At 68.2% G+C, this 24,765-nt stretch carries 19 protein-coding genes, 4 tRNA genes and 1 pseudogene; 12 read left to right on the forward strand and 12 right to left on the reverse strand.

What is annotated here, in order from left to right:
* Window positions 1-56: 56 nt before the first annotated feature.
* From A3CE_RS0103475 to A3CE_RS0103495, 5 genes are all read right to left on the reverse strand, one after another.
* Window positions 57-599, reverse strand: a complete 543-nt coding sequence (locus A3CE_RS0103475) for an HIT family protein (RefSeq protein WP_020638673.1) — start codon at window positions 597-599, stop codon at window positions 57-59.
* A complete protein-coding gene (gene thrS / locus A3CE_RS0103480; RefSeq protein WP_051183735.1) occupies window positions 596-2,623 on the reverse strand; it encodes a threonine--tRNA ligase in 2,028 nt (675 codons plus the stop codon). Before thrS ends, A3CE_RS0103475 begins: the two co-directional genes overlap by 4 nt.
* Window positions 2,624-2,756: 133 nt before the next feature.
* Entirely contained in the window at window positions 2,757-3,371 is a 615-nt protein-coding gene (locus A3CE_RS0103485) for a malonic semialdehyde reductase (protein WP_020638675.1), read from the reverse strand.
* 173 nt (window positions 3,372-3,544) lie between these two features.
* Window positions 3,545-5,074, reverse strand: coding sequence for a sugar transferase (locus tag A3CE_RS0103490; RefSeq protein ID WP_026468105.1), 1,530 nt, complete (start codon window positions 5,072-5,074; stop codon window positions 3,545-3,547).
* A gap of 851 nt (window positions 5,075-5,925) precedes the next feature.
* Window positions 5,926-5,997 (reverse strand) — tRNA-Val (locus tag A3CE_RS0103495).
* Window positions 5,998-6,386: 389 nt separating this feature from the next.
* On the opposite strand from A3CE_RS0103495, the gene A3CE_RS0103500 reads away from it, so the two are divergent.
* The 4 genes from A3CE_RS0103500 (at window position 6,387) to A3CE_RS0103515 (ending at window position 7,167) form a co-directional block, all read left to right on the forward strand.
* Entirely contained in the window at window positions 6,387-6,812 is a 426-nt protein-coding gene (locus A3CE_RS0103500) for an SsgA family sporulation/cell division regulator (RefSeq protein WP_013227152.1), read from the forward strand.
* A gap of 112 nt (window positions 6,813-6,924) precedes the next feature.
* Window positions 6,925-6,997: transfer RNA gene (locus A3CE_RS0103505), tRNA-Gly, on the forward strand.
* A 23-nt stretch (window positions 6,998-7,020) separates the two neighbouring features.
* Window positions 7,021-7,091, forward strand: a tRNA-Cys gene (locus A3CE_RS0103510).
* A 1-nt stretch (window position 7,092) separates the two neighbouring features.
* Window positions 7,093-7,167: transfer RNA gene (locus A3CE_RS0103515), tRNA-Val, on the forward strand.
* Window positions 7,168-7,217: 50 nt separating this feature from the next.
* Here A3CE_RS0103515 and A3CE_RS0103520 read toward each other — a convergent pair.
* Window positions 7,218-8,429: a tyrosine-type recombinase/integrase gene (locus A3CE_RS0103520; RefSeq protein WP_020638677.1), complete on the reverse strand. Its 1,212-nt coding sequence runs from the start codon at window positions 8,427-8,429 to the stop codon at window positions 7,218-7,220.
* A gap of 152 nt (window positions 8,430-8,581) precedes the next feature.
* Window positions 8,582-8,914 (reverse strand): helix-turn-helix domain-containing protein, encoded by a 333-nt coding sequence (locus tag A3CE_RS0103525; protein ID WP_020638678.1) that lies wholly within the window; start codon window positions 8,912-8,914, stop codon window positions 8,582-8,584.
* Window positions 8,915-9,138: 224 nt separating this feature from the next.
* Here A3CE_RS0103525 and A3CE_RS54675 point away from each other — a divergent pair, with 224 nt between their 5' ends.
* The 3 genes and pseudogenes from A3CE_RS54675 (at window position 9,139) to A3CE_RS58275 (ending at window position 12,190) form a co-directional block, all read left to right on the forward strand.
* The gene (locus tag A3CE_RS54675; RefSeq protein ID WP_043790656.1) at window positions 9,139-9,570 is read left to right on the forward strand and encodes a histone-like nucleoid-structuring protein Lsr2; all 432 of its coding nucleotides are present in this window, start codon (window positions 9,139-9,141) and stop codon (window positions 9,568-9,570) included.
* An 802-nt stretch (window positions 9,571-10,372) separates the two neighbouring features.
* Window positions 10,373-11,739: pseudogene (gene tnpC / locus A3CE_RS58270) on the forward strand (IS66 family transposase).
* Window positions 11,740-11,926: 187 nt separating this feature from the next.
* Window positions 11,927-12,190, forward strand: a complete 264-nt coding sequence (locus A3CE_RS58275) for a hypothetical protein (protein ID WP_020638681.1) — start codon at window positions 11,927-11,929, stop codon at window positions 12,188-12,190.
* A gap of 79 nt (window positions 12,191-12,269) precedes the next feature.
* Here A3CE_RS58275 and A3CE_RS0103550 read toward each other — a convergent pair whose 3' ends face one another.
* Window positions 12,270-13,802: an aldehyde dehydrogenase family protein gene (locus A3CE_RS0103550; protein WP_020638682.1), complete on the reverse strand. Its 1,533-nt coding sequence runs from the start codon at window positions 13,800-13,802 to the stop codon at window positions 12,270-12,272.
* 224 nt (window positions 13,803-14,026) lie between these two features.
* Between A3CE_RS0103550 and A3CE_RS49910 the strand changes: the two genes are divergently transcribed.
* Genes A3CE_RS49910 through A3CE_RS0103570 form a run of 4 tightly spaced genes read left to right on the forward strand, consistent with a single transcriptional unit; the run spans window position 14,027 to window position 18,703 of the window.
* Window positions 14,027-15,061: a dihydrodipicolinate synthase family protein gene (locus A3CE_RS49910; RefSeq protein ID WP_020638683.1), complete on the forward strand. Its 1,035-nt coding sequence runs from the start codon at window positions 14,027-14,029 to the stop codon at window positions 15,059-15,061.
* Window positions 15,061-15,981 carry an alpha/beta fold hydrolase gene (locus tag A3CE_RS0103560; protein WP_020638684.1) on the forward strand — a complete coding sequence of 307 codons (921 nt, stop codon included), beginning with the start codon at window positions 15,061-15,063 and terminating at the stop codon, window positions 15,979-15,981. The genes A3CE_RS49910 and A3CE_RS0103560 overlap by 1 nt, the downstream gene beginning before the upstream one ends.
* Window positions 15,978-16,946 (forward strand): VOC family protein, encoded by a 969-nt coding sequence (locus A3CE_RS49915; RefSeq protein ID WP_020638685.1) that lies wholly within the window; start codon window positions 15,978-15,980, stop codon window positions 16,944-16,946. Before A3CE_RS0103560 ends, A3CE_RS49915 begins: the two co-directional genes overlap by 4 nt.
* An 11-nt stretch (window positions 16,947-16,957) precedes the next feature.
* On the forward strand, window positions 16,958-18,703 hold the full coding sequence (locus A3CE_RS0103570) for an FAD-dependent oxidoreductase (protein ID WP_020638686.1): 1,746 nt from the start codon (window positions 16,958-16,960) through the stop codon (window positions 18,701-18,703).
* Here A3CE_RS0103570 and A3CE_RS0103575 read toward each other — a convergent pair.
* On the reverse strand, window positions 18,676-19,473 hold the full coding sequence (locus tag A3CE_RS0103575) for a TetR/AcrR family transcriptional regulator (RefSeq protein ID WP_125592021.1): 798 nt from the start codon (window positions 19,471-19,473) through the stop codon (window positions 18,676-18,678). The genes A3CE_RS0103570 and A3CE_RS0103575 overlap by 28 nt on opposite strands.
* A 143-nt stretch (window positions 19,474-19,616) precedes the next feature.
* Here A3CE_RS0103575 and A3CE_RS0103580 point away from each other — a divergent pair, with 143 nt between their 5' ends.
* On the forward strand, window positions 19,617-20,957 hold the full coding sequence (locus A3CE_RS0103580) for a protoporphyrinogen/coproporphyrinogen oxidase (protein ID WP_185839831.1): 1,341 nt from the start codon (window positions 19,617-19,619) through the stop codon (window positions 20,955-20,957).
* 10 nt (window positions 20,958-20,967) lie between these two features.
* Here A3CE_RS0103580 and A3CE_RS0103585 read toward each other — a convergent pair whose 3' ends face one another.
* The 3 genes from A3CE_RS0103585 to A3CE_RS0103595 are packed head-to-tail and all read right to left on the reverse strand — an operon-like array spanning window position 20,968 to window position 24,751.
* A complete protein-coding gene (locus tag A3CE_RS0103585; RefSeq protein WP_020638689.1) occupies window positions 20,968-22,668 on the reverse strand; it encodes an AMP-binding protein in 1,701 nt (566 codons plus the stop codon).
* Window positions 22,665-23,930 (reverse strand): alpha/beta fold hydrolase, encoded by a 1,266-nt coding sequence (locus A3CE_RS0103590; protein WP_026468107.1) that lies wholly within the window; start codon window positions 23,928-23,930, stop codon window positions 22,665-22,667. Before A3CE_RS0103590 ends, A3CE_RS0103585 begins: the two co-directional genes overlap by 4 nt.
* Window positions 23,927-24,751: a VOC family protein gene (locus tag A3CE_RS0103595; RefSeq protein WP_051183863.1), complete on the reverse strand. Its 825-nt coding sequence runs from the start codon at window positions 24,749-24,751 to the stop codon at window positions 23,927-23,929. The genes A3CE_RS0103590 and A3CE_RS0103595 overlap by 4 nt, the downstream gene beginning before the upstream one ends.
* Window positions 24,752-24,765: the final 14 nt, after the last annotated feature.

The raw sequence follows: 24,765 nt of genomic DNA on the forward strand, positions 1-24,765 counted from the left end.
TTTTCCCGGTCATGGACGTGGCGGCCGAGGGGCGGCCGCCGGTGGTCCAGACGAGTTCACCAGGCGTCGGCGAGCAGGTCCCGCGTCTCCCCCAGCAGCTGCGGCAGCACCTTCGTCTGGCCGATGATCGGCATGAAGTTGGCGTCCCCGCCCCAGCGCGGCACCAGGTGCTGGTGCAGGTGCGCGGCGATGCCGGCGCCCGCGATCACGCCCTGGTTCAGCCCGATGTTGAACCCGTGCGCGCCGGACACCGCCCGGATCACCTTCATCGCGTGCTGCGTGAACTCGGCGACCTCGCGCGTCTCCTCGACCGTCAGCTCGGTGTAGTCCGCGACGTGCCGGTACGGCACCACCATCAGGTGGCCGGGGTTGTACGGGTACAGGTTCAGCACCGCGTACACCGTCTCGCCGCGCGCGACGATCAGGCCCGTCTTGTCGTCCAGGGACGGAATGCGGCAGAACGGGCAGCCGGTGTCCTCGTCGTCCGCCGGCTTGTCCTGGCCCTTGATGTAGGCCATCCGGTGCGGGGTCCAGAGGCGCTGGAACGCGTCCTGGACCCCGATGCCCTGCTGTTCGACGAACTCGGGACCCTCACTCACCGAACGACCGTCTCCAGCGCCTCGGCCGACGGCGACGCGTTTTCGCGGCGCTCGACCCACTCCGCGATCGCCTTGACCGCCGCGTCCACCGGCACGCCGTTGATCTGGCCGCCGTCGCGGAAGCGGAACGACACCGCGCCCGCCTCGACGTCCTTCGCGCCGGCCAGCAGCATGAACGGCACCTTCTGCGTGGTGTGCGTGCGGATCTTCTTCTGCATGCGGTCGTCGCTCGCGTCGACCTCGGCGCGGATCCCCTTGGCGCGCAACGCCTTCTCGACGTCCTGCAGGTGCTCGACCTGGTCGGCGGTGATCGGGATGCCGACCACCTGCACCGGCGAGAGCCACGCCGGGAACGCGCCCGCGTAGTGCTCGGTCAGCACGCCGAAGAACCGCTCGATCGAGCCGAACAGCGCACGGTGGATCATCACCGGCCGCTGCCGGGTGCCATCGGGTGCGGTGTACTCGAGCTCGAACCGCTTGTTCTGGTTGAAGTCCAGCTGGATGGTCGACATCTGCCAGGTGCGGCCGATGGCGTCCTTGGCCTGCACCGAGATCTTCGGGCCGTAGAAGGCCGCGCCGCCCGGGTCCGGGACCAGCTCGAGGCCGGAGTCGACGGCGGCCTGCCGCAGCGTCTCGGTGGCCTCCTCCCACTCCCAGTCCTCGCCGATGAACTTCTCGGAGTCCCCGCGGGTGGAGAGTTCGAGGTAGAAGTCGGAGAGGCCGTAGTCGGCCAGCAGGTCGAGGACGAACTTCAGCAGTGACCGCAGCTCGCCCGGCATCTGCTCCTTGGTGCAGTAGATGTGCGAGTCGTCCATCGTCAGCCCGCGCACGCGGGTCAGGCCATGCACCACGCCCGACTTCTCGTAGCGGTACACCGTGCCGAACTCGAACAGCCGCAGCGGCAGCTCGCGGTAGGACCGCCCGCGTGAGCGGAAGATCAGGTTGTGCATCGGGCAGTTCATGGCCTTGAGGTAGTAGTTCTCCTCGTCGAACTGCACCGGCGGGAACATCGTGTCCGCGTAGTAGGGCAGGTGGCCGGAGGTGTGGAACAGCTCGCCCTTGCTGATGTGCGGGGTGTTCACGAACTCGTAGCCGGCCTCTTCGTGGCGGCGGCGCGAGTAGTTCTCCAGCTCGCGGCGGATGATGCCGCCCTTCGGGTGGAACACCGGCAGGCCGGAGCCGATCTCCTCGGGGAAGGAGAACAGGTCGAGCTCGGCGCCGAGCTTGCGGTGGTCGCGGCGCTCGGCCTCGGCGATGCGCTCGAGGTGGGCGTCCTGCGCCTCCGCCGACTCCCACGCCGTGCCGTAGATCCGCTGCAGCTGCGGGTTCTTTTCGCTACCCCGCCAGTACGCCGCGGCGACGCGGGTCAGCTTGAACGCCGGGATGAACTTCGTGGTCGGCACGTGCGGACCACGGCAGAGGTCACTCCAGACACGTTCCTTGGTGCGCGGGTCGAGATTGTCGTAAATGGTGAGCTCGCCCTCGCCCACCTCCATCACCTCGGACGTGTCCACTTCGGACTTGAGATCGACGAGCTCGAGCTTGAACGGCTCGTCGGCGAGCTCCTTCTTGGCCTCGTCGACGGAGTCGAAAACGCGCCGCGAGAACTGCTGGGCGCCCTTGACGATCTGCTTCATGCGCTTTTCGAGCGCCTGCAGGTCCTCCGGGGTGAACGGAGTGTCCACGGCGAAGTCGTAATAGAAGCCGTCCTTGACCGGCGGGCCGATACCGAGCTTGGCATCCGGGAACTGCTGCTGCACGGCCTGGGCGAGCACGTGCGCCGCCGAATGGCGGATGACGCTGCGCCCGTCCTCGGTGTTCGCGGCGACCGGCTCGACCTCCGCGTCGGTTTCCGGGGCCCAGGCGAGGTCGCGCAGCTTCCCTTCGGCGTCGCGGACTACGACGATCGTGTCCTCGCCCTTGGTCGGCAGACCGGCTTCGCGGACCGCCGCGCCCGCCGTAGTGCCCGCCGGTACCACCACACGGGAGGCGGCCACGGGGGAAACGGGGGGCGACTGCGACACGATCGGCTCCTCAAGCTGGAGTGACAAAGACGACGCCGTCGATGCTAGTCCGCGGCCCGCGCGCGCCTCACGCGCGTGGCGCGAACGCCGGGCAGGCCGCCTCCGGTTCCGGAAGCGGCCTGCCCGAACGACGTCAGAGGGTCTCGACGACCTGGTCGAAGTTCAGCCGCGGCAGGCGGTCGAACCACGGGTTCTCGCCCGGCTTGCCGACGTTCACCACGACGAGCGAGCGCCACTTCTTGTCCGCGAAGAACTCGTCGTCGACGCCCTGGGCGTCGAAGCCGGTCATCGGGCCGGCGGCCAGCCCGGCGGCGCGGACGCCGATGATGAAGTAGCCGACCTGCAGCAGCGAGTTCAGCTTCGAGAACTCGACGCGGCCCTGCTCGTCGGCGAAGTTGTCCTTCACCTGCGGGGCGTGCGGGAAGACCTGCGGGATGTTTTCGTGGAAGTCGACGTCCGCGGCGAGCACGACGGTCAGCGGAGCGGCTTCGGTCTTGTCCCGGTTACCCGGGGCCAGGTGCGGGAGCAGGCGGGCCTTCGCCTCGGCGGTCCGGAGCACCAGCGCGCGCAGCGGCTGGGTGTTCATCGACGTCGGGGCCCACTTGACGAGGTCGTAGATCGCGCGGACCTGCTCCTCGGTCACCGGCTCGGAGCTGAAACTGTTGGCCGTGCGGGCCTCGCGGAACAGCAGGTTCTGGACGTCCGCGGGGAGCTGAAGGGCCTCGGTCTGCTCGGCAAAGGTGGTCATGGGGCTGAGATTCCTTCCGTTGGGTCGGTACCCCCTGCAACCAGGTTGAGCGTTGAACTATTTCGCGTTCAACCATCTGTGGAGCGGATCACAAGACCCGGGAATGGACACGGCCGCCGACCCCCTGCGACGGGGATCGGCGGCCGTGGTGCGCAGTGCGCGGCGGAGACGGGTCAGTAGGCGCCCTGCCCGCCCATCACCGCGCGGAAGGTCTTCCAGAGGATCACCAGGTCCAGCGCGAGGGACCAGTCCTCGACGTAACGCAGGTCGAGCCGGATGCTCTCGGCCCACGTGAGGTCGCTGCGCCCGCTGACCTGCCAGAGGCCGGTCAGCCCCGGCTTGACCAGCAGCCGGCGCCGGGCGTCCGGGGCGTACTGCGCGGTCTCCTCCGGCAGCGGCGGCCGCGGGCCGACGAGCGACATCTTCCCGGAGACGACGTTGAACAGCTGGGGCACCTCGTCGAGCGAGTACCGGCGCAGGAAACCACCCACGCGGGTGATCCGCGGGTCGCGCTTCATCTTGAAGAGCGGGCCCGCTCCCTCGTTGTCCGCGGCCAGGGTCTGCTTGATCGCGTCGGCGTTGGTGACCATCGTCCGGAACTTGAGCATGGTGAACGTCGCGCCGTCGCGGCCGACGCGGCGCTGGCGGTAGATGACCGGGCCGCGGTCGTTCAGCTTGATCGCGACCGCGATCGCGAGCAGCAGCGGGGACAGCAGGGTGAGCAGCAGCGCCGAGCCGCAGCGGTCGACGATCTCCTTCACCACCCGGCGGCCGCCGGTGAACATCGGCGCGGTGACCCGCAGCAGGGGCATGCCGAGCACGCCCGTGACGTTGAGCCGGGGCCCGGCGACCTCCATCAGCACGGGCGCCACGACCATCTCCGCGCCGGTGCCCTCCATGTCCCAGGCCAGCCGCTGCAGCCGCTTCGGCGTCCAGTACTGGTCCGCGGTGATCGCCACGACCCGGTAGCCGCCGCGCCGCACGTACCGGGACAGCTCCTCCAGCCTGCCGACCACCGGGACGCCGTCGATCTCGCCGCTGTCGCGGTCGGCGCCGTGCCCGGTGAACGTGCAGGCCGCCTCGACGCGCCAGCCGACATGCACCTCCGAGCGGGTGCGCGCGATGAGGTCGGCGACGGTCTCCGGGCTGCCTGCCGCCATCACCGGCAGCAGGCAGAGTCCCTTGGCGCGCTTGCGGTGCAGCACCTGGCGCAGCAGGTACCGCTGCGGGAAGGCGACGAGCGCGATCGCCGGGACGACGACGAACACCCAGACCTGGACCTCGAGCGCGCCGAACAGCAGGCCGCCCAGCGCGACCAGGACGGCGGCGGTGATGAACCCGCGGCCGAGGGTGCGGTACTCCTCCGCGCCTTCGCCGAGCACACGCGGGCTCCACGCCCGGCTGACCGGCAGGGAGACGAACACCGCGAGCATCGTGCCGAAGGCGTGCATGTCGTGCGGCGCAACGCGATCGATGACGAACGCGCTGATCGCGATGACGAGCAGCGTGATGAAGACGTCGCTGCCGATGACCCAGGCTCTGTACCGCGCTTCCCAGGCGGCCGGCAATGCCTTGGGCGACGGCGTACCCGAGGGTTCGACGCCCGGCTGGCCGTCCCGGTGGGCGGGACGCGGGATGGCCTGGAGGTCGATGTGCGGCGGTGGCTGGCTCACCGTGTAAGAGGGCCGCACAGACTCTTCCATCTGACCTCCCGGAAACAAGGATCGGGGTTGGATCCGCAAGCACGCAGCGTTACCAAAGGTGATTTCGTAGCGTTATCACGGTTCGGGTCTCGCGCGGAGCCTGCGGAGGGCTTCACGGCAAGGTATCGGCGACTCTCTCGCCATCGTTACAAGGATTTCCAGCCACATGCTGCGCGTCTTATCCGCCAGAAAATGGCCGCAAGATAACAAGAAGGTGACGATGAGTAAGAGGACGTATCCCCCGGAAAACTACGTTCCGTAACGAGAGGACCGTTGTCCGCACCCGGGTGGACCAGACGCTCGCGAACGGCCGAGCACGGCCGTGAAGATCTACTGTGGACACTGTGGCACCGAAGTGGTCCACAGTGGACCAGAGAGCGGACGCGACCGCCGCGGCGCGGGTGCCCGGTACACAGATCGTGACGTTCCTCGTCAATTCGTCACGCGCACGCGGTTTTGTCGTACCTACCCCGGACCAGCCGGGCACGCGCGGTGCCGAAGATCACATCCACACCTCCCGCGGCGGTTCGTTCACCAGAAACCCACCGCGGCGGCAGGGTTCAGAGGCAGTTCCGGCGAGCCCAGGCGGCACGGGCGCGAACTGCTCTCGTCACCTGATACGGAAGATCCGAACGGATCGTTCACTCCACTTACAGAAGTTCCCCACCCCGGCAGCGGACCAGGCGCGGGTCGACCACCCCAACTCACGGAAGTTCACACCCGAACGGGACCACACGCGGGGGCCCGGGGGCTTGCCCCCGGCGGGGGTGTGGGGGCTCGGCCCCCACAAGACACAGAACGAGAGAGCCCCTGTTCGCGCACTCCGCGAACAGGGGCTACCCCGAATCGAGTGGGCGATACTGGGATCGAACCAGTGACCTCTTCGGTGTGAACGAAGCGCTCTCCCGCTGAGCTAATCGCCCGCCCTTGTTGTTGCGAGAACTCTAGCCTACGACTTTAGGGCGCCTGCAAACGGGTGGTCCTCACCGACCACACTCCGCTTACTGGCGAGTACGGAACGAACAACCCCGAGCTAGCCGGGGTTGTGCCGACGGGGGGCCGCCTGACGCCACGTTCGACACCCGTGCGACGGTGCTATCGCCCGGCGACTAAACCGCGCAATATGGAGGCGTGGGCCTCACGGGGCGCGCCGGTCAGCTGCGCGCCGTGGGTGGTCACGGGTGGAGACGGGGGCCGATGAGCCCGACCGGGTGATTTGCGGCGCACCCGCGACGGAATCGGCCTCCTGATGCGTCCCAGTGGTGATGCCCTCGGCCGGGCCGGGCCGGGAAGGGAGACGAAGGGTAGGACGATGCGCAACGATCACGTGACGCTCCGCTCGACGGCGGTCTTCGACCTGCTGGCGCCGCGGACGCCCGCGGTTCCGGTCAAGGTGGAGCTGCGCTACGACACACGCGACCCGTACGCGGTCGTCGCCGCCTTCCGCACCGGCCGCGCGGGGTGGGTCGAATGGGTGTACGCGCGTGACCTCCTCGCGGACGGCCTCCTGGCCGACGCCGGCGACGGAGACGTCCGCATCCGCCCTTCCGTCGAGGACCCCGAAGCCGTCCTGATCGAGCTGAACTCGCCGTCCGGGCACGCCATGTTCGAGGCGTCCGCCCAGGAGCTGGCCGACTTCCTCGACCGGACCTACGACGTGGTGCTGCCGGGCAACGAGCACCTGTGGGTCGACGTCGACGACGCGCTCACCCACCTCATCCCCCACGATTTGGCCTGATGACGGCCACGCAACGGCCGAGTGACACCCCGGTGTCGGCCCCGGTTCCGGGGTCCGATATGGTTTTCCCACACCACGGCGACGGGGTAACAACCTCCCGGAGCGGTGGAGTGCGGATGTAGCGCAGCTGGTAGCGCATCACCTTGCCAAGGTGAGGGTCGCGGGTTCGAATCCCGTCATCCGCTCGATAGGCTCTCGAGCCTGGCACGGTGGAGTGGCCGAGAGGCGAGGCAACGGCCTGCAAAGCCGTGTACACGGGTTCGAATCCCGTCTCCACCTCGCGCGATTAGCTCAGCGGGAGAGCGCTTCCCTGACACGGAAGAGGTCACTGGTTCAATCCCAGTATCGCGCACCACATGTTTTCGCAGGTCAGAAGCCCTGTCCCTCCCCGGAGGGGCGGGGCTTTCAGCTGTCAGTCGGCGACGATCCGGCGACGGCCCCCGGACCCGGCCCAATCGCCCGCTGGGACCGCAGGTGCGGGAACCAGGACACCAGCTTCGCGCGCTCCCCCGGGTACAGGGACGCCAGCGACCGCAGCCAGCGTTCCTCCAGGGCGTCCAGGATCTGGTTCACCATGGCCGGGGTCACATGGTCGTAGACGCGGGCGATGCCTTTCATCTTCTGGCCCAGCCGCGCCCGGCGGGCAACCTCCGGGATCCCGTCCTCAGTCAGCCAGGTGCTGTGCGTGTGCCGGCCTTCGTGGAAGGTGAACGTCGGGAGGATCGGCGGGCGCCGCTCCCCCGCACCAGGGTCATCAAGTTCGACCCCGTCCCAGGCCGGCCGCCAGAACCGGATGCGGAAGTTCGACCGCCGCCACGGATACCCCTCCGGCGTGCACAGCACGAACGGCTCCCGATGGCTGTCCATCAACTCCTCGTAGAGCACCGCGATCCCGGGCGGGAGCGCCACAAACCTCGTACCCGCAGGAGTTTTGGTCCGGCCCTTCTTGGGCCGGGAGTTCCCGCGCCTCGTCGGTGGCCGCTGGCGGCCGTCTGAGTGATGATCATCACTCTTCCGTCCTCCTTTGTAGACCTTCCCGCTGACTTCCTTCAGCGGTGTCCGGATGTCGATGCCGCGGCGTTCGGAGTCGTACTCGTGCCGTTGCTGCCCGACGAGTTCACCCCATCGGGCGCCGGTATAGAAATCCATCAAGCACAGCACGAACCCGCGCATCCCCAGACCCAGCTCGTACAGCCGCATCGCGGCCCGCAAGGCCTGCGCCGGGGTGGCCACCAGCCGCTCGGCGTCGAACTCGCCCTTGGACACGCGCACCCCGCTGCACGGGTTGGCCGGGATCATCCGAGCGCGCACGGCAGCGTTGAGGATGGTGGAGAACAGCGCGAAGTACGACGACACCGACGACTCGGCGTAGTCCTCGTGCAGCTCCGAGAGCCACCGCTCGATCTCGACGTAGCCGTTGAAGATCGCGATCAGCGGCCACGCCTTCCACTGCGGCAGCAGCTGCGTGTCCAGGAACGAGCGGTACTTCGCCACTGTGTTCAGCTCCAGCCGCGGAGCCACCGCCGCCAGCCACTCCTCCGCAAAGTCATCGAAGCGCGTCTCGCCATCACGAGGATCCAGCCACAGGTTCCGCCGGATCAGCGCCTCCTGCTCCACCCCCCAATCCTCGGCCGCCTTCTTGGTGGGAAACCCTGACCTACTCCCCCACGTCCCGTCGGGACGCTTGTACCGGGCACGCCACTCACCCGTGCCGGGCTCTTCCTGGCCGTGAGCCATCCTTCAACTCCTTCTCTGTTACTCCGCCCGCCTCACGCGGCGCGGAAGTCCTGGGCAACGTCCGCAACGGACACCCGCCGCCGCGGCGGCTTCACCGGCGCCGCGCTCAACCGCACGATCTCGGCGACATCGCCACGGGTGAACCGGTAGTGCTTGCCGAAGCGGTGATGCGGCAGCACTCCCACGGCGGCCTGGTCCTTCAACGTCCTCGGCGAAAGCTGCAACAGCTCCCCCACCTCTTCCGCGGTCAGCAACGCGTCCGGATCCACCGGCGGCTCCGGCACAGCCGCACGGACCGCCGCCGCGAGCTCCCGGATCGCAGCAGCAACAGCGTTGACCTGCCCCTGGTCACGTTCGGTTTCCATCACAACCTCCAATGTTCCTGTTGGAGAACTCGACTCAAAACAGGGAAGTGTTCGCCACACCACACACCCCATCCATGCCTACAAGACCACAGACGGTCAACAGCTTCTCGAAAGAAACTCAAAGAGACTCGTCCAGACACCTACCCGCCGACACCACACGATTCCACGACGCTACTATTCGACCAATTCACCATGCACCTGCACCGGAACGGAAGGAAACACAAATGGCCAAGAGGGTCAGCATCGAGATATTCGACGACACGGACGGCAGCCCGGCCGAACAGACCGTCCCGTTCGGACTCGACGGCGTGTCCTACGAGATCGACCTATCCGCGCCGAACGCCGAAGAACTACGCGAAGCGCTGACACCGTACGTGTCGGCCGCGCGCCGCACCGGCGGCCGCCGCATCAAGGTCGCCGTCGGCCAAGCAACCACTGACACCACGACCGAAACCGAAGCAGCCACCGAATACACAGCTACACACGACATCCGGAACTGGGCGCGGCAAAACGGCCACGAAGTGGCCAACCGAGGACGAATTCCAGCCTCGATAGTCGACGCCTATCACGCATCACGAAAGACCGAAAACTCCGGCCCCTCGCGAAAGAACCGAGCACAATCAACAGCGCGACCAAAGTCGACGCGAAGCAAATGACTCGCCAGCAGGAGGACACCACCCCGGCCGACGCACCGTCAGACCGCACACCGGGAACCCTTCGAAAGACAAGAATCATCGGCGCTCCATCTCAAGCGATCCGGCGCCCGAGCTGGCACCGGTGACCTCTAACTCCGGTTGTTCCCGCGCTTGGAGACAGGCACCGGTCAGTTGGCGCGTTGCGGGGCGGCCCTGATGCGGTTGCCGGAGCCAGCGCTCACTGGCGAGCTCCAGCGGCTCGCAGCAGCCGGCCGGGCCAATCACGCTGGCAGCTGGTACTACCCGTGGCCGACGAGCATTCCGTCGATCCCCGGCTCCAAGACGGCTTGAACCGACCTCGGCATCGACGGCACAACCGACCCAGACGCGTTCGAGTCCATTGCCAGCTGGGTGAGCTCACGCCCGAACCGGCTTACCGACACTCATGACAATTCCAAGTGCACGGCGACACCACAGCTCCCGACAACCCCGAGTGGCCCACCTGAAGTAACAACGGCAGCGTCATTGCGCCATGACCACGAAACCACCAACGTCATCGGCTATCAGTAATGTCCCGACCCGCGCACCCTCGAACCCACACGCGACGATCCGCGCGGCCGGGTTGTGGGAAGCGCCCAGAACGCGGGAGATTACCCCATGTCTGCGTGTTCAAAGGGGGACTCGAACACATGTTCGCAGCATCCCTGCGGTAACTGTTCAGGTCGTTTTGGGGCTGTGAGCGGGTCTGTGGGATGATCTTGTTGTGGGGAAAGGTGTTCGTCCGTCGTATGACGAGCTGGCCGCGCTGGTCGCAGCGCAGGCGGTGGAGCTCGTACGTGCACGGGAAGAGATCACCGCGTTGCAGGCCGAGGTCGCTGCGCTCAAGCGCCAGTTGGGGACGAACTCGGGTAACTCTTCGATGCCACCCTCATCGGACCGGTTCAGCAAACCTGCCCCGAAGTCGTTGCGCGGCAAGTCCGGCCGCAAGCAGGGTAAGCAACCCGGCGCACCTGGGGCGACCCTGTCGTTGATGGAGAACCCGGACACCATCGTCGAGCATGCGCCGTCGGCATGCTCGGGATGCGGGACAGGTCTGCGCCGTGCCGAGCGTGTGGGAGTCATCCGGCGGCAGGTGGTGGATCTGCCGCCGGTGCGTCCGTCGGTGACCGAACACCGCCTGCACCGGCTGCGGTGCCGCGGCTGCCGCCACATCACGACCGCACCCGGCCCGGCGGAGGCGACAGCGCCGGCCTGCTACGGGCCGAACGTGACCGCGTTGGCGGCATATCTGCTGACCTACCAGCACATACCGGTCGCTCGGACAGCGCAGTTGCTGGCGGACCTGCTCGGGCTGCCGGTGTCGACCGGCTGGGTCGCCGGTGTCCTCTCCCCGGTCGCCACCCGGCTCGAGGGGTTCGCCGAGCAGGTCGAACAGGCGCTGCGGGCAGCGCCGGTGGCCCACTTCGACGAGACCGGCATCCGGGTCGAAGGGAAGAACTGGTGGCTGCACGTCGCCTGCACCCCACACCTGACCGCCTACCTGCCGCACCGCCAGCGTGGTGGTGAGGCGATGGACGAGTTCGGGATCCTCACCCGGTTCCGCGGCGTCGCGTCCACGACGGCCTCATGTCGTATCAAGACTTCGGACGCAACCACACCCGCTGCAACGCCCACCACCTCCGCGAACTGGTCGCGGCCGGCGAAGCCCACCCGGAGCACACCTGGCCCCGGATCGCCATGAAAACCCTCGAACAGCTCAACACCGCCGCCCATGCCGCACGCGACGCCGGCCTGGACGCCATCCCCGCCCATGTCGTCGATCCGCTGATCTCCAGGTTCGTCCGCACCATCCATCTCGGGCTGCTGCTGCACCCACCGGACCGAGGCCGCAAGCAAAGCAAGACCCGCAACCTGCTGGTGCGCCTACGCGACTACCAGCACCAAGTGCTGCTCTTCGCCCGCGACCTCACCGTCCCGTTCACCAACAACCAGGCCGAACGCGACCTACGGATGATCAAAGCCCAGCTGAAGATCTCCGGCGGCTGGCGCACACGGCACGGCGCCCAGGCATGGCTGCGCGTCCGCGGCTACATCTCCACCGTCCGCAAGAACAGCCTGCACGTCATCACCGCGCTCCGTGATGCCATCACCGGAAACCCTTGGCTGCCAACAGCTGTCGAAACGACCTGAACAGTTACTCCCTGCGCAGGATGCGTGTTCATGCGACAGACCATAGCGCCGCATGGCGGCTGTACGCCAGCCGGCTCACGTCAGCGTCTGCCGAGGGCTACCGAGCGGCGCTGAAATCCGACACTAGATATGCGTGCATTGATCGCGAACGACGACGGCATCGGCTCGACACGCGAAACGGTCCGAAGTGGACACCAGCCGGATCGGGATCGTGGGCTGGTTCCTCGGCGGGTACTACGCACCCCGCGCTGCGGCGTTCGAGAGCCGGTTCGCGCTCTGCGTCGCCTGGGGCGCCAACCCGGTCGATCAGCGCATGCCCGAACCCGGAAGCATGGGCCAGGAACATGCCGATCTGGCAGTTCTCGATCCGCTTGTCTGCCGCCTGGCCGAAGAACACCGGCAACACCAGGAGGTCGTGAATCTCGGCCCGGCCACACCCCGCGTCGCCTGATGTCCAGGCGCAGCGGCAAACGACACCAACTGTGCCTGCGCCGTACCCGAAAGCGCTGTGCTGCGCGGACAACTTCGCGTCAGATCGCGGCTGGTGCTGAACCGTAGATCCCCAGCGGTCCTTCGGCGAGGTTGATGACGACGGCCTTCACTTGGGTGTAATGGAGAAGCGTCTCGAAGGAGTTCTCCCGCCCGAAGCCGCTTTCCTTGTAGCCACCGAGAGGCTGGCCCGGAACGAAGTTGTAGTACCGGTTGATCCAGACCGAGCCTGTCTGCATCTCGCGGGCGAACCTGTGAGCGCGGCCGAGGTCGCGGGTCCAGACGCCACCTCCGAGGCCGTACGGCGTCTCGTTGGCCAGGCGCAAAACCTCCTCCTCGTCGGTCCAGGCCTGGACGCAGGTGACCGGTCCGAAGATCTCCTCCTGGGCGATCCGCATGTCGTTCTCGACCTCGGTGAAGATGGTCGGTTCGATGAAGAGTCCCTTTTCCAGTCCGGGAATCCTCGCCGGAACCCCACCCGTCAGCACCTTCGCACCCTCCTGTGGGCCGAGTTCGAGGTAGGACTTGACCTTGTCGAATTGCACCTGGCCGGCCTGCGGGCCCAGTTGCGTCTCCGGCAGTGTCGGATCGCCTTGCGACACCCTGCGGAGAACGGTCTTCAGCTTCTCCAGGAACTCTTCCATGACCGGTTGCTGCACGAAGGTGCGGGTACCCGCGATGCAGACCTCGCCCTTGTTGAAGACAGTGGACATCACGACACCCTCGACCGCCGCGTCGAGGTCGGCGTCCGCGCAGATGATGTTCGCCGACTTGCCGCCGAGTTCCATGGTCTGCGGGATGATGTTCACCGCCGCGTACCCCATGATCTTGCGGGCCGTCGGCTTGGAGCCGGTGAACGACACCTTGCGGACGTCGGGGTGGGTCACCAGTGGCTCGCCGGCTTCGGGACCGTAACCGGTCACGATGTTGACGACGCCGGGAGGCAGGATGTCGGCACATTCGGCGAAGAACTCGAGGACAGCCAGACAGGTCGACTCGGCGGGCTTGAGAACCACGGTGTTGCCGGCGGCGAGCGCCGGCGCGAGCTTCAGTGCCGTGCAGTACATCGGGATGTTCCACGGCACGATCGCGGCGCACACGCCGAGGGGCTCACGGTGGACGAGCGAGATGGCGTCCGGGAAGTCCATGGTCTCGCCGCGCAGGTGCAGCGGCGTCGTCGAGTAGAAGTCGTAGACAGCCGCCGTGCCGGGCAGGTCGAACCCGGCGGAGTCGCGGATCGGCTTCCCGTTGTCGAGGGTCTCCATCATCGCGAAGTCGTCGATGCGGGCCTTCAACCGGCGCGCCATCTCCGCCAGCACGGCCTGGCGCTGCATCGGATGAGAACGTGACCAGGAGGGGAAGGCGGCCTTGGCGGCCGCCACCGCGCGGTTGACGTCCGCCGCGTCGCCTGCCTGGATCGTCGACAGCAGCGTTCCATCGGCCGGGTTGGTGACGGGAATCGTTCGTCCGCTGTTGCCCTCCGTCCATTGGCCGCCGATGAAGTGGCCGTACTCCGCACGGAAGTACCGCTGCGCGCGTTCGGTCCTGGTCAGCACCTCGGACTCCGTCGTCATGGGCTCACTCCGTTCTGATCGGCCGCCTCGGCGCTCGGAGTGTAGACACAGCACAGACCCGAGTTCAACCTTACCGTCAATTTTTCGCACCACGCGTCAAACGAGTGTGGCGGTCGGCACGGTGATCGTCGTTGACGCGCTCAACTCACGCGTCTAACTTTCTACGTAGACGACAAATTTGTGGCGCGGACCCCGCGCCTGCGTACAGGAAGACCTGGTCGAAGATGACGAAACTCAGAGATCGCCTCACGGCCGCGGACATCCGCGGTGCGTGGGCGATCATCCCGACACCCGCCACGGACGACGCTTCCGATTGGCGCGCGCGCAACACGGTGGACGTGGACGAGACGGCACGGGCGGTCGACGCCCTCATCGAGGCCGGGATCGACGGCATTCTCAGTCTCGGCACGCTCGGCGAGACCGCCACGCTCACCTGGGACGAGAAGCGCACCTTCATCACCACGATGGTCGAGGCCGCCGCGGGCCGGGTACCGGTGTTCGCCGGGACGTCGAGTCTGAGCACGCGCGAGACCATCCGGCAAACACGGGAAGCAAGCGATCTCGGTGTCGACGGAACCATGATCGGCCCGCCGATGTGGAACAGGCCGGACACCGCCACGGCCGCGCAGTTCTTCCGTGACGTGGCCGAAGCCGTGCCCGAAATCTCGATCTGCGTCTATGCCAACCCCGGCGTCTTCAAGTTCGGCTTCCCGCCCGCGTTCTGGGCCCAGGTCGCCGACATCCCCCAGGTCGTCATGGCCAAGACCGCCGGGGCCGCGACCTACCTGCGTGACCTCGAGGCCAGCGCCGGCCGGATCCGGTTGATGCCGATCGACGCGGAGTTCTACTCCGCCGCCCGGATCGACCCGGACTCGGCCGTCGCGTTCTGGTCGAGCAGCGCCTCGTGCGGGCCGGCGCCGGCCATCGCCCTGCGGGAGCGGGTGGCCGAGGCGAAGCGCACCGGCGACTGGACCCTGGCCCGGACGTTGAACGACCAGATCGGTGCGGCGGTACTGCCCACGATCGCCTACGGCGACATGGACACGTTCCAGACGCACAACATCGCCCTGGAGAAGGGGCGGATGAACGTGGCCGGCTTCCTCCGCGCCGGCCCGCACCGCCCACCGCACCACCTCGTGCCGGACCACATCGCCGAGCTCGGCCGGCTCGGCGGCGAAGCCTGGGCCGCGCTGCAGGAGGAATACCAGGAGTACGCGGCCTCGGTGACGCGTGCCGAAGTCCGGATCGGAGACCGCTGATGCCGCTCGTACCCCTCAACGGAATCGAGATCAACTACCGGGACGGGGGCCGGGGCGAAGACCTGCTGCTGGTCCACAACCTGACGTCGAACATCACGGGTTTCGATCGCAACTTCCCGGAGTTGTCCCGGCATTACCGCACAGTCGCGGCCGACCTGCGCGGACACGGCCTGACCACGCACGAGGAGAACGAGGCCGCCGCGGCCGGCTTCTACACGTTCGACAACATGGTCGACGACCAGCTGGCCCTGCTCGACAAGCTGGGCATCGACCGGTTCTACCTGTTCGGCCAGGCCTTCTGGGGCGCGAACGTCGCCCTGCACCTGTTCGACCGGGTCCCGGACCGGGTCAAGGGCCTCGTGATCTCGTCGACGTACATGATCATCAACGATGCGCGCGAGAAGGCCTACGACGCCCTCGGGGAACAGGCGCAGCAGAACTTCCGGCGCATGCACGAACAGGCGCGCACCGAGGGGATGATGGCGGTCTACCAGGACCGGCTGGCTTCCGGGCAGTTCTGGGGCCCGAAGGTGCTGGGAAGCCCCGACATCCTCGAGGCGTTCGCCGCCGCCCACCGGCTCACCTCCCCCACCGCGTTCGTCACCATCCCGCAGCTGTCCCGCGAGCGGCGCGCCGGCATCGCCGCGAAGCTCTCCGCCCGGGGGCTGCCCCTGATGCTGCTGCTCGGCGAGGACGAGACCCCGCACGAGCGGAAGCTGTTCATCGACGAGATGCGCGCCGACTACCCCGGCACCCACGTGCTGCTGCTGCCCGGCGCCGGCCACTACCCGACCATCGAGAACCCCGCGGACTTCAACCGCGTGCTCCTCGACTTCTACGCAGGAGTCGCCCGGTACGGCGACACCCGCGCCGACACCGAGAACGAATCCGACACCACGCCCGAGGAGGCTTCCGCATGACCACCGCCGACTTCCGTTACCAGCGAGCCGGGTACGTCGCGCTCAACGTCACCGACCTCGCCCGCACCCACGACTTCGCCACCGGCATCTACGGCCTCACCTTCACCGGTGAGGGTCCGTCGGGGGAAAGGTTCTACCGATCCGGCCCCCGGCACCACGAGGTGGTGCTCCAGCCCGCGGCCGAGCCCGGCTTCGTGCGGGCCGGTTGGGAGCTGGAGACCGAGGACGACGTCTCGCGCGCGTTCCACCACTTCCGGCAGCTCGGCCTGAAGCCTCGCCGTGTCCCGGCGGAGGAGCGTGCCGCGCTGGGCCTGTCGATCAGCGATGCCTTCCGCGTGCGCGAGCCGGTCAACGGCGTCGAGTTCGAGTACTACTCGCGCATGGAGTACCTGAGCCGCCCGCTCGACGGCGACCTGACGACCTTCAAGCGGTTCGCGCACGTCGGCATCGGTGTGCCGGACGTGCAGCGCTCCACGCAGTTCCTGCTGGACAACATGGGCTTTCTCGCATCCGACATCGTCGGCGACTACACCTCCGTGTTCATGCGGCCGTGGCCGGTGAGCGACCACCACGGCTTCGGATACCTGCCCACCCGCACCGGTGCCCCCGCGTTCCACCACCTCGCGTTCCTCGTCGACTCCATCGACGACATCGGCAAACTGTTCAACCGGATCGAGGAGCACGCCGTGGGACGCGCGTTCGGCATCGGCCGGCATCCCACCTCGGGCAGCGTCCACCTCTACATCACCGATCCCGACGGGATGCTCTGGGAGTACACGCTCGGCATGGAGCAGTTCCCGGAGACCGGTTACCGCGGGCCGCGCTTCATGTCGGCTGCCCCGGAGGACGCCGATCTGTGGCAGGCCAAGCCCAAGCCCGAGTTCGTGGGCAAGGGCGGCGTCGTGACCGGCGACGCCGGAATCGACGAGGCGCTCACCGAGCTCGTCGCGCAGGCCCGGAAGTGAGGAACTCCGCGATGAACGGCGACACCCCTGCTGCCGCGGGCCACGCGCCGAGAGCGATCGAGACCGCGGTCCTGGTCGTGGGTGCCGGACCGGTGGGCCTGACCGCCGCGATGCAGCTCGCTCACCGGGGCAACGACGTCGTGGTGATCGAGCAGCGCGGCGCCGACGTCCCGGCCAGCGCCAAGTGCAACCACATCAGCGCCCGGACGATGGAGATCTACCGCCGGCTCGACGTGGCCGACGCCATCCGGGCCGAGGGCCTGCCCGACGACTTCCCGAACGACGGCGTCTACGCCACCCGCCTCACCGGCTACGAACTCACCCGGTTCCGGATGCCCTGTCGCCGTGACCGCTTCGACGACCACGGCTACGACGACGGCGACCTGCCTTCGCCCGAGCGCGCGGCACGGGTCAGCCAGCTCTACCTGGAGCCGGTCCTGCGCCACCACCTGCGCGAGCGGTTCAGCGAGGTGCCGGTGCTGCACGAGACCCGGTTCACCGGGTTCGAGCAGCACGACGACCACGTGGTCTCGTACGCCGTGCGCGAGGACACCGGCGAGGAGTTCGAGATCCGCAGCCGGTACGTGATCGGAGCGGACGGCGCGTCCAGCAGCGTGCGCAAGGCGCTCGGACTGCGCCTGCGCGGTGACGACAACCTCACCCGGGCCCGTACCCGGTTGTTCCGGGCGCCGGATCTGCTGTCCCGCTTCAACTACCCACGGGCGTGGATGAACTGGTTCATCGTCGACGACATCTGGTCCTCGCTCCTCGCCATCGACGGCGAGGAACTGTGGAACTTCCACTGCTTCATGCCGCCGACGCGCGAGTTCGCGGACCTCGACTTGGACAAGGCGCTACGCGACGCGCTGGGAGTGGGTCCGGACTTCACCTACGAGACCGTGCGCGACGAGGACTGGATCGGCCGCCGGCTGGTCGCCGGCACCTTCCAGGTGGGCCGGGTGTTCCTCAGCGGGGATGCCGCCCACCTCTGGGTGCCCTACGGGGGCTACGGCATGAACGCCGGCATCGCGGACGTGGCCAACCTCGCCTGGATGATGGACGCCGTGCTCCAGGGATGGGCGCCGGAATCACTCCTCGCCGCACACGACGCCGAACGGCGGCCGGTCACGGAACAGGTGTCGGCCTTCGCCTCGAACTTCGTCGAGGTGCTCCAGGAGACCGAGTCGGAGGTCATCGAGGAGGACAGCGCGGCCGGTGCTGCGGCACGCCGGGCCTTCGGGCAGCGATTGCGCGACGCGAACATCCGGTCGATGGTGCCCACCGGGCTCAACTTCGGCTACACGTACGGCACTTCACCGATCGTCGTGCACGACGGCGAGGAACCCCCGCCGTTCACGATGGGCGACTACCAGCCCTCCACGGTGCCGGGCGCCCGGCTGCCCCACTTCTGGTTCGCCGACGGAGAGTCGCTGTACGACGCCCTGCCGGACGGCTTCACACTGTTGCGCTTCGACGACAACGTCGACGTCGCGCCGTTGGCAGCCGCGGCCGCGGAGCGGGGAGTGCCGCTCCGGGTCGTCAATGTCGACCCGGCCGAGGATGTCGAGAAGGGCATCGATCTCGCGGACCTGGGATATCGGCACGCTCTCGTGCTCGCCCGCCCCGACCAGCACGTCGCCTGGCGTGGGGCGGCACTGCCGCCCGACCCCGGCGCCCTGCTGGACCAGGTACGGGGCGCGGTGACCGCACAGTGCAACCGGCCGGAGCGTCAGGCGTCGAGGACTCTCTCCAAGTAGTCGAGGTCCTGGCGGAGCAGGGCCAGCGCGGCTTTCGGGCCGGAGACCTCCGGTATCCGTTCGTCCGGCCGGATCACCATGGCCACGGCCATGTCGGCCACCAGCTCGGCGGCTTCTTCGTCGGTGTGCAGAGAGCCGCCGGGATGGTGCCACCACGCCACCCAGTTGCACATCCCGGCCACGGCGAGCGCCGCCGCCCGGGTGTCCACCGGCCGGAACTGGCCCTTCAGGACTCCCTCCTCCATCACGTGCATGAGACCGGTCAGGGCGGCGCGCTGACCTGCTCTGTTCGCTTTGGCAGCGGCCGGCGGGAGGTCCGCCTCGGACCGGAGCAGCAACTGGAACCGGCTGGGGTGACCGGCCCGCTGGAAGGCGATGAGATGGGCGATCTTGCGCAGCCTCGCGGCCGGGTCGAGGGAGTCGTCGTTGGCGAGTGCCTCAATCTCCGCGGCGGGTGCTTCGGTCATCTGGGCCACGAGCTTGGCGAGAAGGTCGTCCTTGCTCTTCACGTAGTAGTAGAGCGCAGGCCGGGTGATGCCCATCACGTCGGCGATGTCCTGAAGGTTCGTGCCGGCGAACCCGCGCTCCGCGAAGAGGCGGGCTGCCTGCTCGAAGATCTCGTTTTCCACCAGTTCCCGCCGCGCCGTGGGGCGCGTGGTGGTGTCGGCCGGCTTTTTCGGAGAGCGGCGTCCTGCCGCGCTCTTGGGCTGTGCTCGGCGCCGACTCTCCGGCTTGGCACTTTTGGAGGCGTTCCCCGAGCGTTCCGTCATGTCTTGATACTAGCGACCGGCCTGAGTTCGGCACGCCGGGCACATCGGCTCGAGCGCTGGTCAGCGCATCCGCCGTTTCCCATTCTCGACTCCATCGACGAAACATGGACAGGCAAGTCAGCAAGATTTCCGGAAGGTCGATCATGAACAAGCCCGAACCCGACGTAATGGTCGTGGGTGGGGGAATCGCCGGTCTCGCCGCGGCGTTCCGCCTTCAGCAGCAGGGCCGGACGGTCACCGTGTTCGAGGCAGCGGACACCGTCGGCGGGATGATGAGGAGCACCCGGCGCGACGGCTTCGTGCTGAACCGCGCGGCGACGCTGCTCCCGGCTGGCCATGCCGCCGTCATCCGCCTCTGCGCCGACGCCGGCCTCAGCAACCCCTTCCGGCCGTTGCCCCTCAGCATCGGCATTCCCCGTGACGGCAGGCTGCGGTCGCTGGGCGGGGAGGGCCTCGGCGCCGTCATGGAAGGGGTCCGCACCGACCTGTTGTCCTCGCGGAGCAAGTTGTTGCTGGGCCGGCTTCTCGTCGACATGAGGCGGTGGAAGCGCCAGCTGGGGCACGACGACTACGAGGCGGCGGCCCGGCTGGACACCGAGACGGTGCCGACGTACGCGCGGCGCCGGCTGCACCAGGAGATCTACGACTACCTGATCGACCCCCTGCTCCGGGGCGTCTACCTGGAGGACCCGGCGAAGATGTCCGTCGTCGACCTCTTCGTGACGCTCGGCAAGTTCACCCAGGGCGGCCCGATGCGATATCCGACCGGTATCGACTTCTTGGCCAGGCACCTCGCCTCCCTGCTCGACGTGCGCACGGGAGCCACGGTCCAGGAGGTCCGGCGCACCGAGGCCGGGGTCCGGGCCCGCTGGCACGACGCCGGCGGCGACCACACGGTCGAGACCCGTGGCTGCGTGCTCGCCGTCAACGGTCCGGCGGTGCTGGACATCTATCCGGACCTGCCCGATGGCCAGCGCAAACTGATCGAGTCGATCCCGTACGCCGGTATCCTCAAAGGCATCTTCGCCCTGCGCCGTGCTCCGGCGAACCTGCCGGGCCTCATCGCCGTCCCCAGCAAGGCGGGCCTGGGCCTGGGTATCGTGACCTACGACTCCCGGTCCATGCCCGAATCCGTGCCGGCCGGCAAAGCGGTCGTCTCCGGACACTGGGTCGACAGCTACCTCAAGGCGGCCGCCGAACGGCCCGACGACGAGATGCTGGCAGAGATGCTGCGGCACATGGATGCCGTCGTCCCAGGATTCTCCGGTGAAGTGGAGTTCGCGCAGCTCGAGCGCTGGGACACCGCGGCGAACTCACGATCCGTCGGGTTCTACCGGACAGTCGCGGAACTGCGCCGGCTGATGGACCCGGACGACATCGTCCACCTCGCCGGGGACTACCTCGGGAACCCCAGCACCAATGGCTCGGCCGAGTCCGGCGAACGTGCCGCCGCCGCGCTCGGGAAACGACTTCGGCACCCATGACGGTGAATCCCTACGCGTCACCGGTTTTCTCGGCCGCGAGGATCTCCGTGATCCTGGCCCGCAGAGCACGCTTGTCGACCTTGGAGACGTTGGTGAGTGGGAACTCGTCAAGTGGCTCGATGCGCTCCGGCCACTTGAACTTCGCGACACCGATCCCGTCGAGGTACCGCTGCACCTCGCCGAGGCCGGGGACCCGTGCACCGGCCTTCGGCACGATGAAGGCGCAGGCGCGTTCCCCGAGCCGTTCGTCGGGCATGGCCACCAAGGCGGCGCGCTCCACGGCGGGATGACGGACGAGGAGGTTCTCCACCTCGGCCGCGTTGACCTTCTCGCCGCCCCGGTTGATGAGGTCCTTGATGCGGTCCTGGAGGCGGTAGAAGCTGCGGCCGCCATGCGGGATCTCGACGACGATGTCGCCAGTGCGGTAGAAGCCTTCGGAGGTGAAAGCTTCCGCGTTGCGCTCCGGCGCCCGGAAGTAGCCGCGGATGGTCACCGGGCCACGGGCGCAGAGCTCACCCGGCGTGCCCGGCGGTACCGGATCCTCGGTTCCCGGCGCGTACACACGGACCTCGTCGAACGGACCGATCGGAGTGCCCACCGTCCGGTGCCTGATCTCGGCGGGTGCCGCGGCCGGGGTGACCATGCACATCCCCTCACCCATCCCGAACATCTGGATGATGGTGCGCGACGGCGTCTCGAACCTCGCCACGATGTCGGCAGACAGCGGGCCGTTCACCCACACGAGCCGGCGCAGGCCGGCCAGGGCGTCGAAGAGCCCGGCGTCCTGCGTCACCATGGCCGCCAGCGCCGGCGAGAGCATGGCGTGCGTGACCTGCGGGGCGATCACCTTGAGCTGAGCCGGCACCGGCGCGGCGAGTGCGACACAGCCGCCTACGGCGTGCGCGGCGTGCAGCCCGCACACGATGCCCGCGTTGTGCACCATGGGCAGGAGATGGACGACCGTACCGGTGGAGTCGAGATCGATGGCCTCGGCGTAGGTCCGCGCGTTGTACCAGTACTCGGTGTGCAGCCGGGGAATCAGTTTGGGAGTGTTCGTCGTGCCGCCGGAGAGCTGGAGCACGCCCAAGGCATCGCCGCGGATGGCGTCCTGGATCTCCTCCACCGCAGCGCGCGCGACCGCGGGATCCACCGGACGATCCGCCGACTCGAGCGACTCCAGGGTGATGGCGCCCGCGGGCGGTGTTGCCGTACCGATCGTGAGCAGCCGGCGCAGCGTCGGCTGCGCCTTGGCCACCTCGGCGGCGAGGGCGACCAGGTCGTGGCTGCGGAAGTCGGGTTCGATGAGATGGGCCACGGGTTCGGCCTGGCGGGCGATATCGAGGATCTCGTGGCGGCGGTGCAAGGCCAGGGTGGCGATCGGGACCAGTCCGGCCTTGAGAAGTCCGTACCAGGCCAGCACGGCCCAGACGCCGTTGGTCACCTGCAACAGCACCCGCTCGCCGGGCCGCAGCCCGAGATCGCGCAGCCCGAGAGCCAGCCGATCGGTGCGCCGGTCCAGCTCGGCGTAGGTCAGCCGCGCGTCGGGCGCGATGACCGCGAGATGGCCGGGGTGCTCGCCGGCGATCGCGCGGAACTCCTGCGCCAGGGTCCGGTCGGACCACACGCCGGCCGCGCGGTAGCGGCGTACGGCCTCCTCGGGGAAGGGGACCAGGGTTTCCGGCGTCGGCGCTGACTCGGATGTGGTCTTCATCGGCTCATGCGCTCCTCGGTCCAGGCAACCACTTCTCGTACGGCCACCGCGATCCCGGACTCGTCGCCGTCGGCGAGCGGCCTGCCGAAGTGGTCGGCCCGGACGCGCAGGTGAGTGGAATCCTCGGCCTTCAAGGCGGCCAGAGCGTCTTGGACGTCGCCGGGGAACACCGAGCAGTCCCCGGTGAACTCGATGGTCAGCGTCGGGATCGCCACTCCGCCGAGAGAGCGGACGAGAGAGGCGTTCGACGAGAGGCCGGACCAGGTCGACAGCCAGGACTCCGGCGTGGCGAGGCGGCCGAAGCCGGTGACGCCGTAGTTCGACACGGACGGCCGCGCGCTGATCACCGAACCGTACGGACGGTCGGACGGGTCCAGGCGCAGGTCGGTGCAGCGTGGGTCGGCGTCCGTCCGGTACGTGGTGATGATCGGCGTCAGGACACTGCGACGCCGGTCGGCCGGATCGTCCGAGCCGCCCTTGAGCCGCTTGCGGGCCGCGAGCTGATCGGCGATCAGGTCACGCGCCCGCTCGTCGATTCGCGCGACCCGCTCGTGCTGGGCCCGGCGGTACCGCTCGACGAACTCGGCCGGGTAGTGCGACCCCTCCGGCGCCGCGCCGAAGCCGTTCGCCGGGTGGTACGGGTCGAGATCGAGGTCCACCGAGAACGGATCGTTCTCGTCCGTGACCGAAGGGTCGATCATCGACAGCAGCAGACTCCCTTGGCCGGGGTGCGGCGCGACGAGAACGAGCCCGTCCGGCGCCGGCATCGCCGCCTCGGCCAGCCTGACCGGCGTCCCGCCCGGCGTCCGGGTGACGCGGCCGGAGGGGGTGGCGAGCGACTGCTCCGTGTAGAACGAATAGAGGCCCGCTCCTCCCGAGTGGCCGATGAGCACGATGTGCTCGAAGCCGCGCTCGCGCAGGAACTCCGTTCCGGCGGCCACGTCCAGCAGCGCGGTCTCGTGGACCAGCCGCAGGTCGTTGCCCCCTTCGCGGCCGGTCTGCGCCCAGACCGGGTGCCCGGCCGTCAGCAGCCCGGGGATCAGCGGGTGCCGTTGGAGGTCCTGCCGGGGGTGCATGAGGCAGAAGACCGTCCGGCTCGCCGTGGCGGGCTCGTAGAGGACGCCACGGGATACCTCTCCGTCGTGACTGATCAGGGTGTGCGGGCCGACGGTGGTCTTTTCCGGCAGGGACGCCGGGTACCAGTCCGTCGCCAGAGCCGCCCTGCCGCGGCCGGACAGCACCCTGGCGGGTGCCGCGCTCACTCCTCCACCCTCAGCGAATCGCGGTCGAATTTCGTGATCCGGCCTTCCAGCCCGCCCGCGGGCAACGTGAACCACACCGCCAGGTTGAGCCCGGTTTCCCCGCGCCGGATCTCGAAGGGCCCGGCGCTGTGGATGACGACATAGCCGTCGCGCTGCTCGGTCTCGAGACCGGTCTTGCGTGCGAAGTCCACCGCGCCCTGCCACTCGGGCTGATCCACTACGTGGACTGCGGGGCCGCCGACCGGGGAGTTCGCCAAGGCCTTTGCCCGCCAGACGTCCTGAATGGACGTGCCGCCCGCGTTCAGGGCCGCGGTCAGCCCGTCCATCGTGCGCCGCGCGTCGTCGGCGTCGAGCCCGGTCAGGTCCCGCAGGGGCCGGGTGAGCTCGAAGAAGATCCCGTTGGGATCGTCCACATAGATCGATTCGATGGTCTCGTGCTCCACCGTCATGACCTCGTATCCGGCGGCCTGGAGCTTGTCCCGGAACGCCCGCAGACCCGCCTCGTCCGGCACTTCGACGGCGATGTGGTTGGACTGCCGGAGCACCTGGTGGACCGGCTCCGGCCGCGGCCAGCCGAAGTAGTAGAAGAAAGCCAGGGTGTCGCCGTTCCCGATGTCGAAGAAGAAGTGGACCATATCGGGGTTGTCGTCCTTGCCCCAGCCGAGGGCGGGCACGGCGTGCACGAGGGGGAATCCGAGGATCTCCCCGTAGAACCGCATTGTTTCGACCGGGTTCCAGCAGGCGAACGCGGTGTGGTTGGCCCCGATGGTCCCGGCGCCGCTCACCTCGCCCTTGCCGGTGAAAAACTTCTGGGAAAGCATGACGTCTCCCTTCG

The sequence above is a fragment of the Amycolatopsis balhimycina FH 1894 genome (assembly GCF_000384295.1).
GTDB lineage: Bacteria > Actinomycetota > Actinomycetes > Mycobacteriales > Pseudonocardiaceae > Amycolatopsis > Amycolatopsis balhimycina.

Coding starts and splice junctions, on each gene's coding strand:
- A3CE_RS0103485 (WP_020638675.1), bottom strand. CDS start 3,371: ATGACCACCTTTGCCGAGCAGACCGAGGCCCTTCAGCTCCCCGCGGAC.
- A3CE_RS0103490 (WP_026468105.1), bottom strand. CDS start 5,074: ATGGAAGAGTCTGTGCGGCCCTCTTACACGGTGAGCCAGCCACCGCCG.
- A3CE_RS0103500 (WP_013227152.1), top strand. CDS start 6,387: ATGCGCAACGATCACGTGACGCTCCGCTCGACGGCGGTCTTCGACCTG.
- A3CE_RS0103525 (WP_020638678.1), bottom strand. CDS start 8,914: ATGGAAACCGAACGTGACCAGGGGCAGGTCAACGCTGTTGCTGCTGCG.
- A3CE_RS54675 (WP_043790656.1), top strand. CDS start 9,139: ATGGCCAAGAGGGTCAGCATCGAGATATTCGACGACACGGACGGCAGC.
- A3CE_RS0103550 (WP_020638682.1), bottom strand. CDS start 13,802: ATGACGACGGAGTCCGAGGTGCTGACCAGGACCGAACGCGCGCAGCGG.
- A3CE_RS49910 (WP_020638683.1), top strand. CDS start 14,027: ATGACGAAACTCAGAGATCGCCTCACGGCCGCGGACATCCGCGGTGCG.
- A3CE_RS0103560 (WP_020638684.1), top strand. CDS start 15,061: ATGCCGCTCGTACCCCTCAACGGAATCGAGATCAACTACCGGGACGGG.
- A3CE_RS49915 (WP_020638685.1), top strand. CDS start 15,978: ATGACCACCGCCGACTTCCGTTACCAGCGAGCCGGGTACGTCGCGCTC.
- A3CE_RS0103570 (WP_020638686.1), top strand. CDS start 16,958: ATGAACGGCGACACCCCTGCTGCCGCGGGCCACGCGCCGAGAGCGATC.
- A3CE_RS0103575 (WP_125592021.1), bottom strand. CDS start 19,473: ATGACGGAACGCTCGGGGAACGCCTCCAAAAGTGCCAAGCCGGAGAGT.
- A3CE_RS0103580 (WP_185839831.1), top strand. CDS start 19,617: ATGAACAAGCCCGAACCCGACGTAATGGTCGTGGGTGGGGGAATCGCC.
- A3CE_RS0103585 (WP_020638689.1), bottom strand. CDS start 22,668: ATGAAGACCACATCCGAGTCAGCGCCGACGCCGGAAACCCTGGTCCCC.
- A3CE_RS0103595 (WP_051183863.1), bottom strand. CDS start 24,751: ATGCTTTCCCAGAAGTTTTTCACCGGCAAGGGCGAGGTGAGCGGCGCC.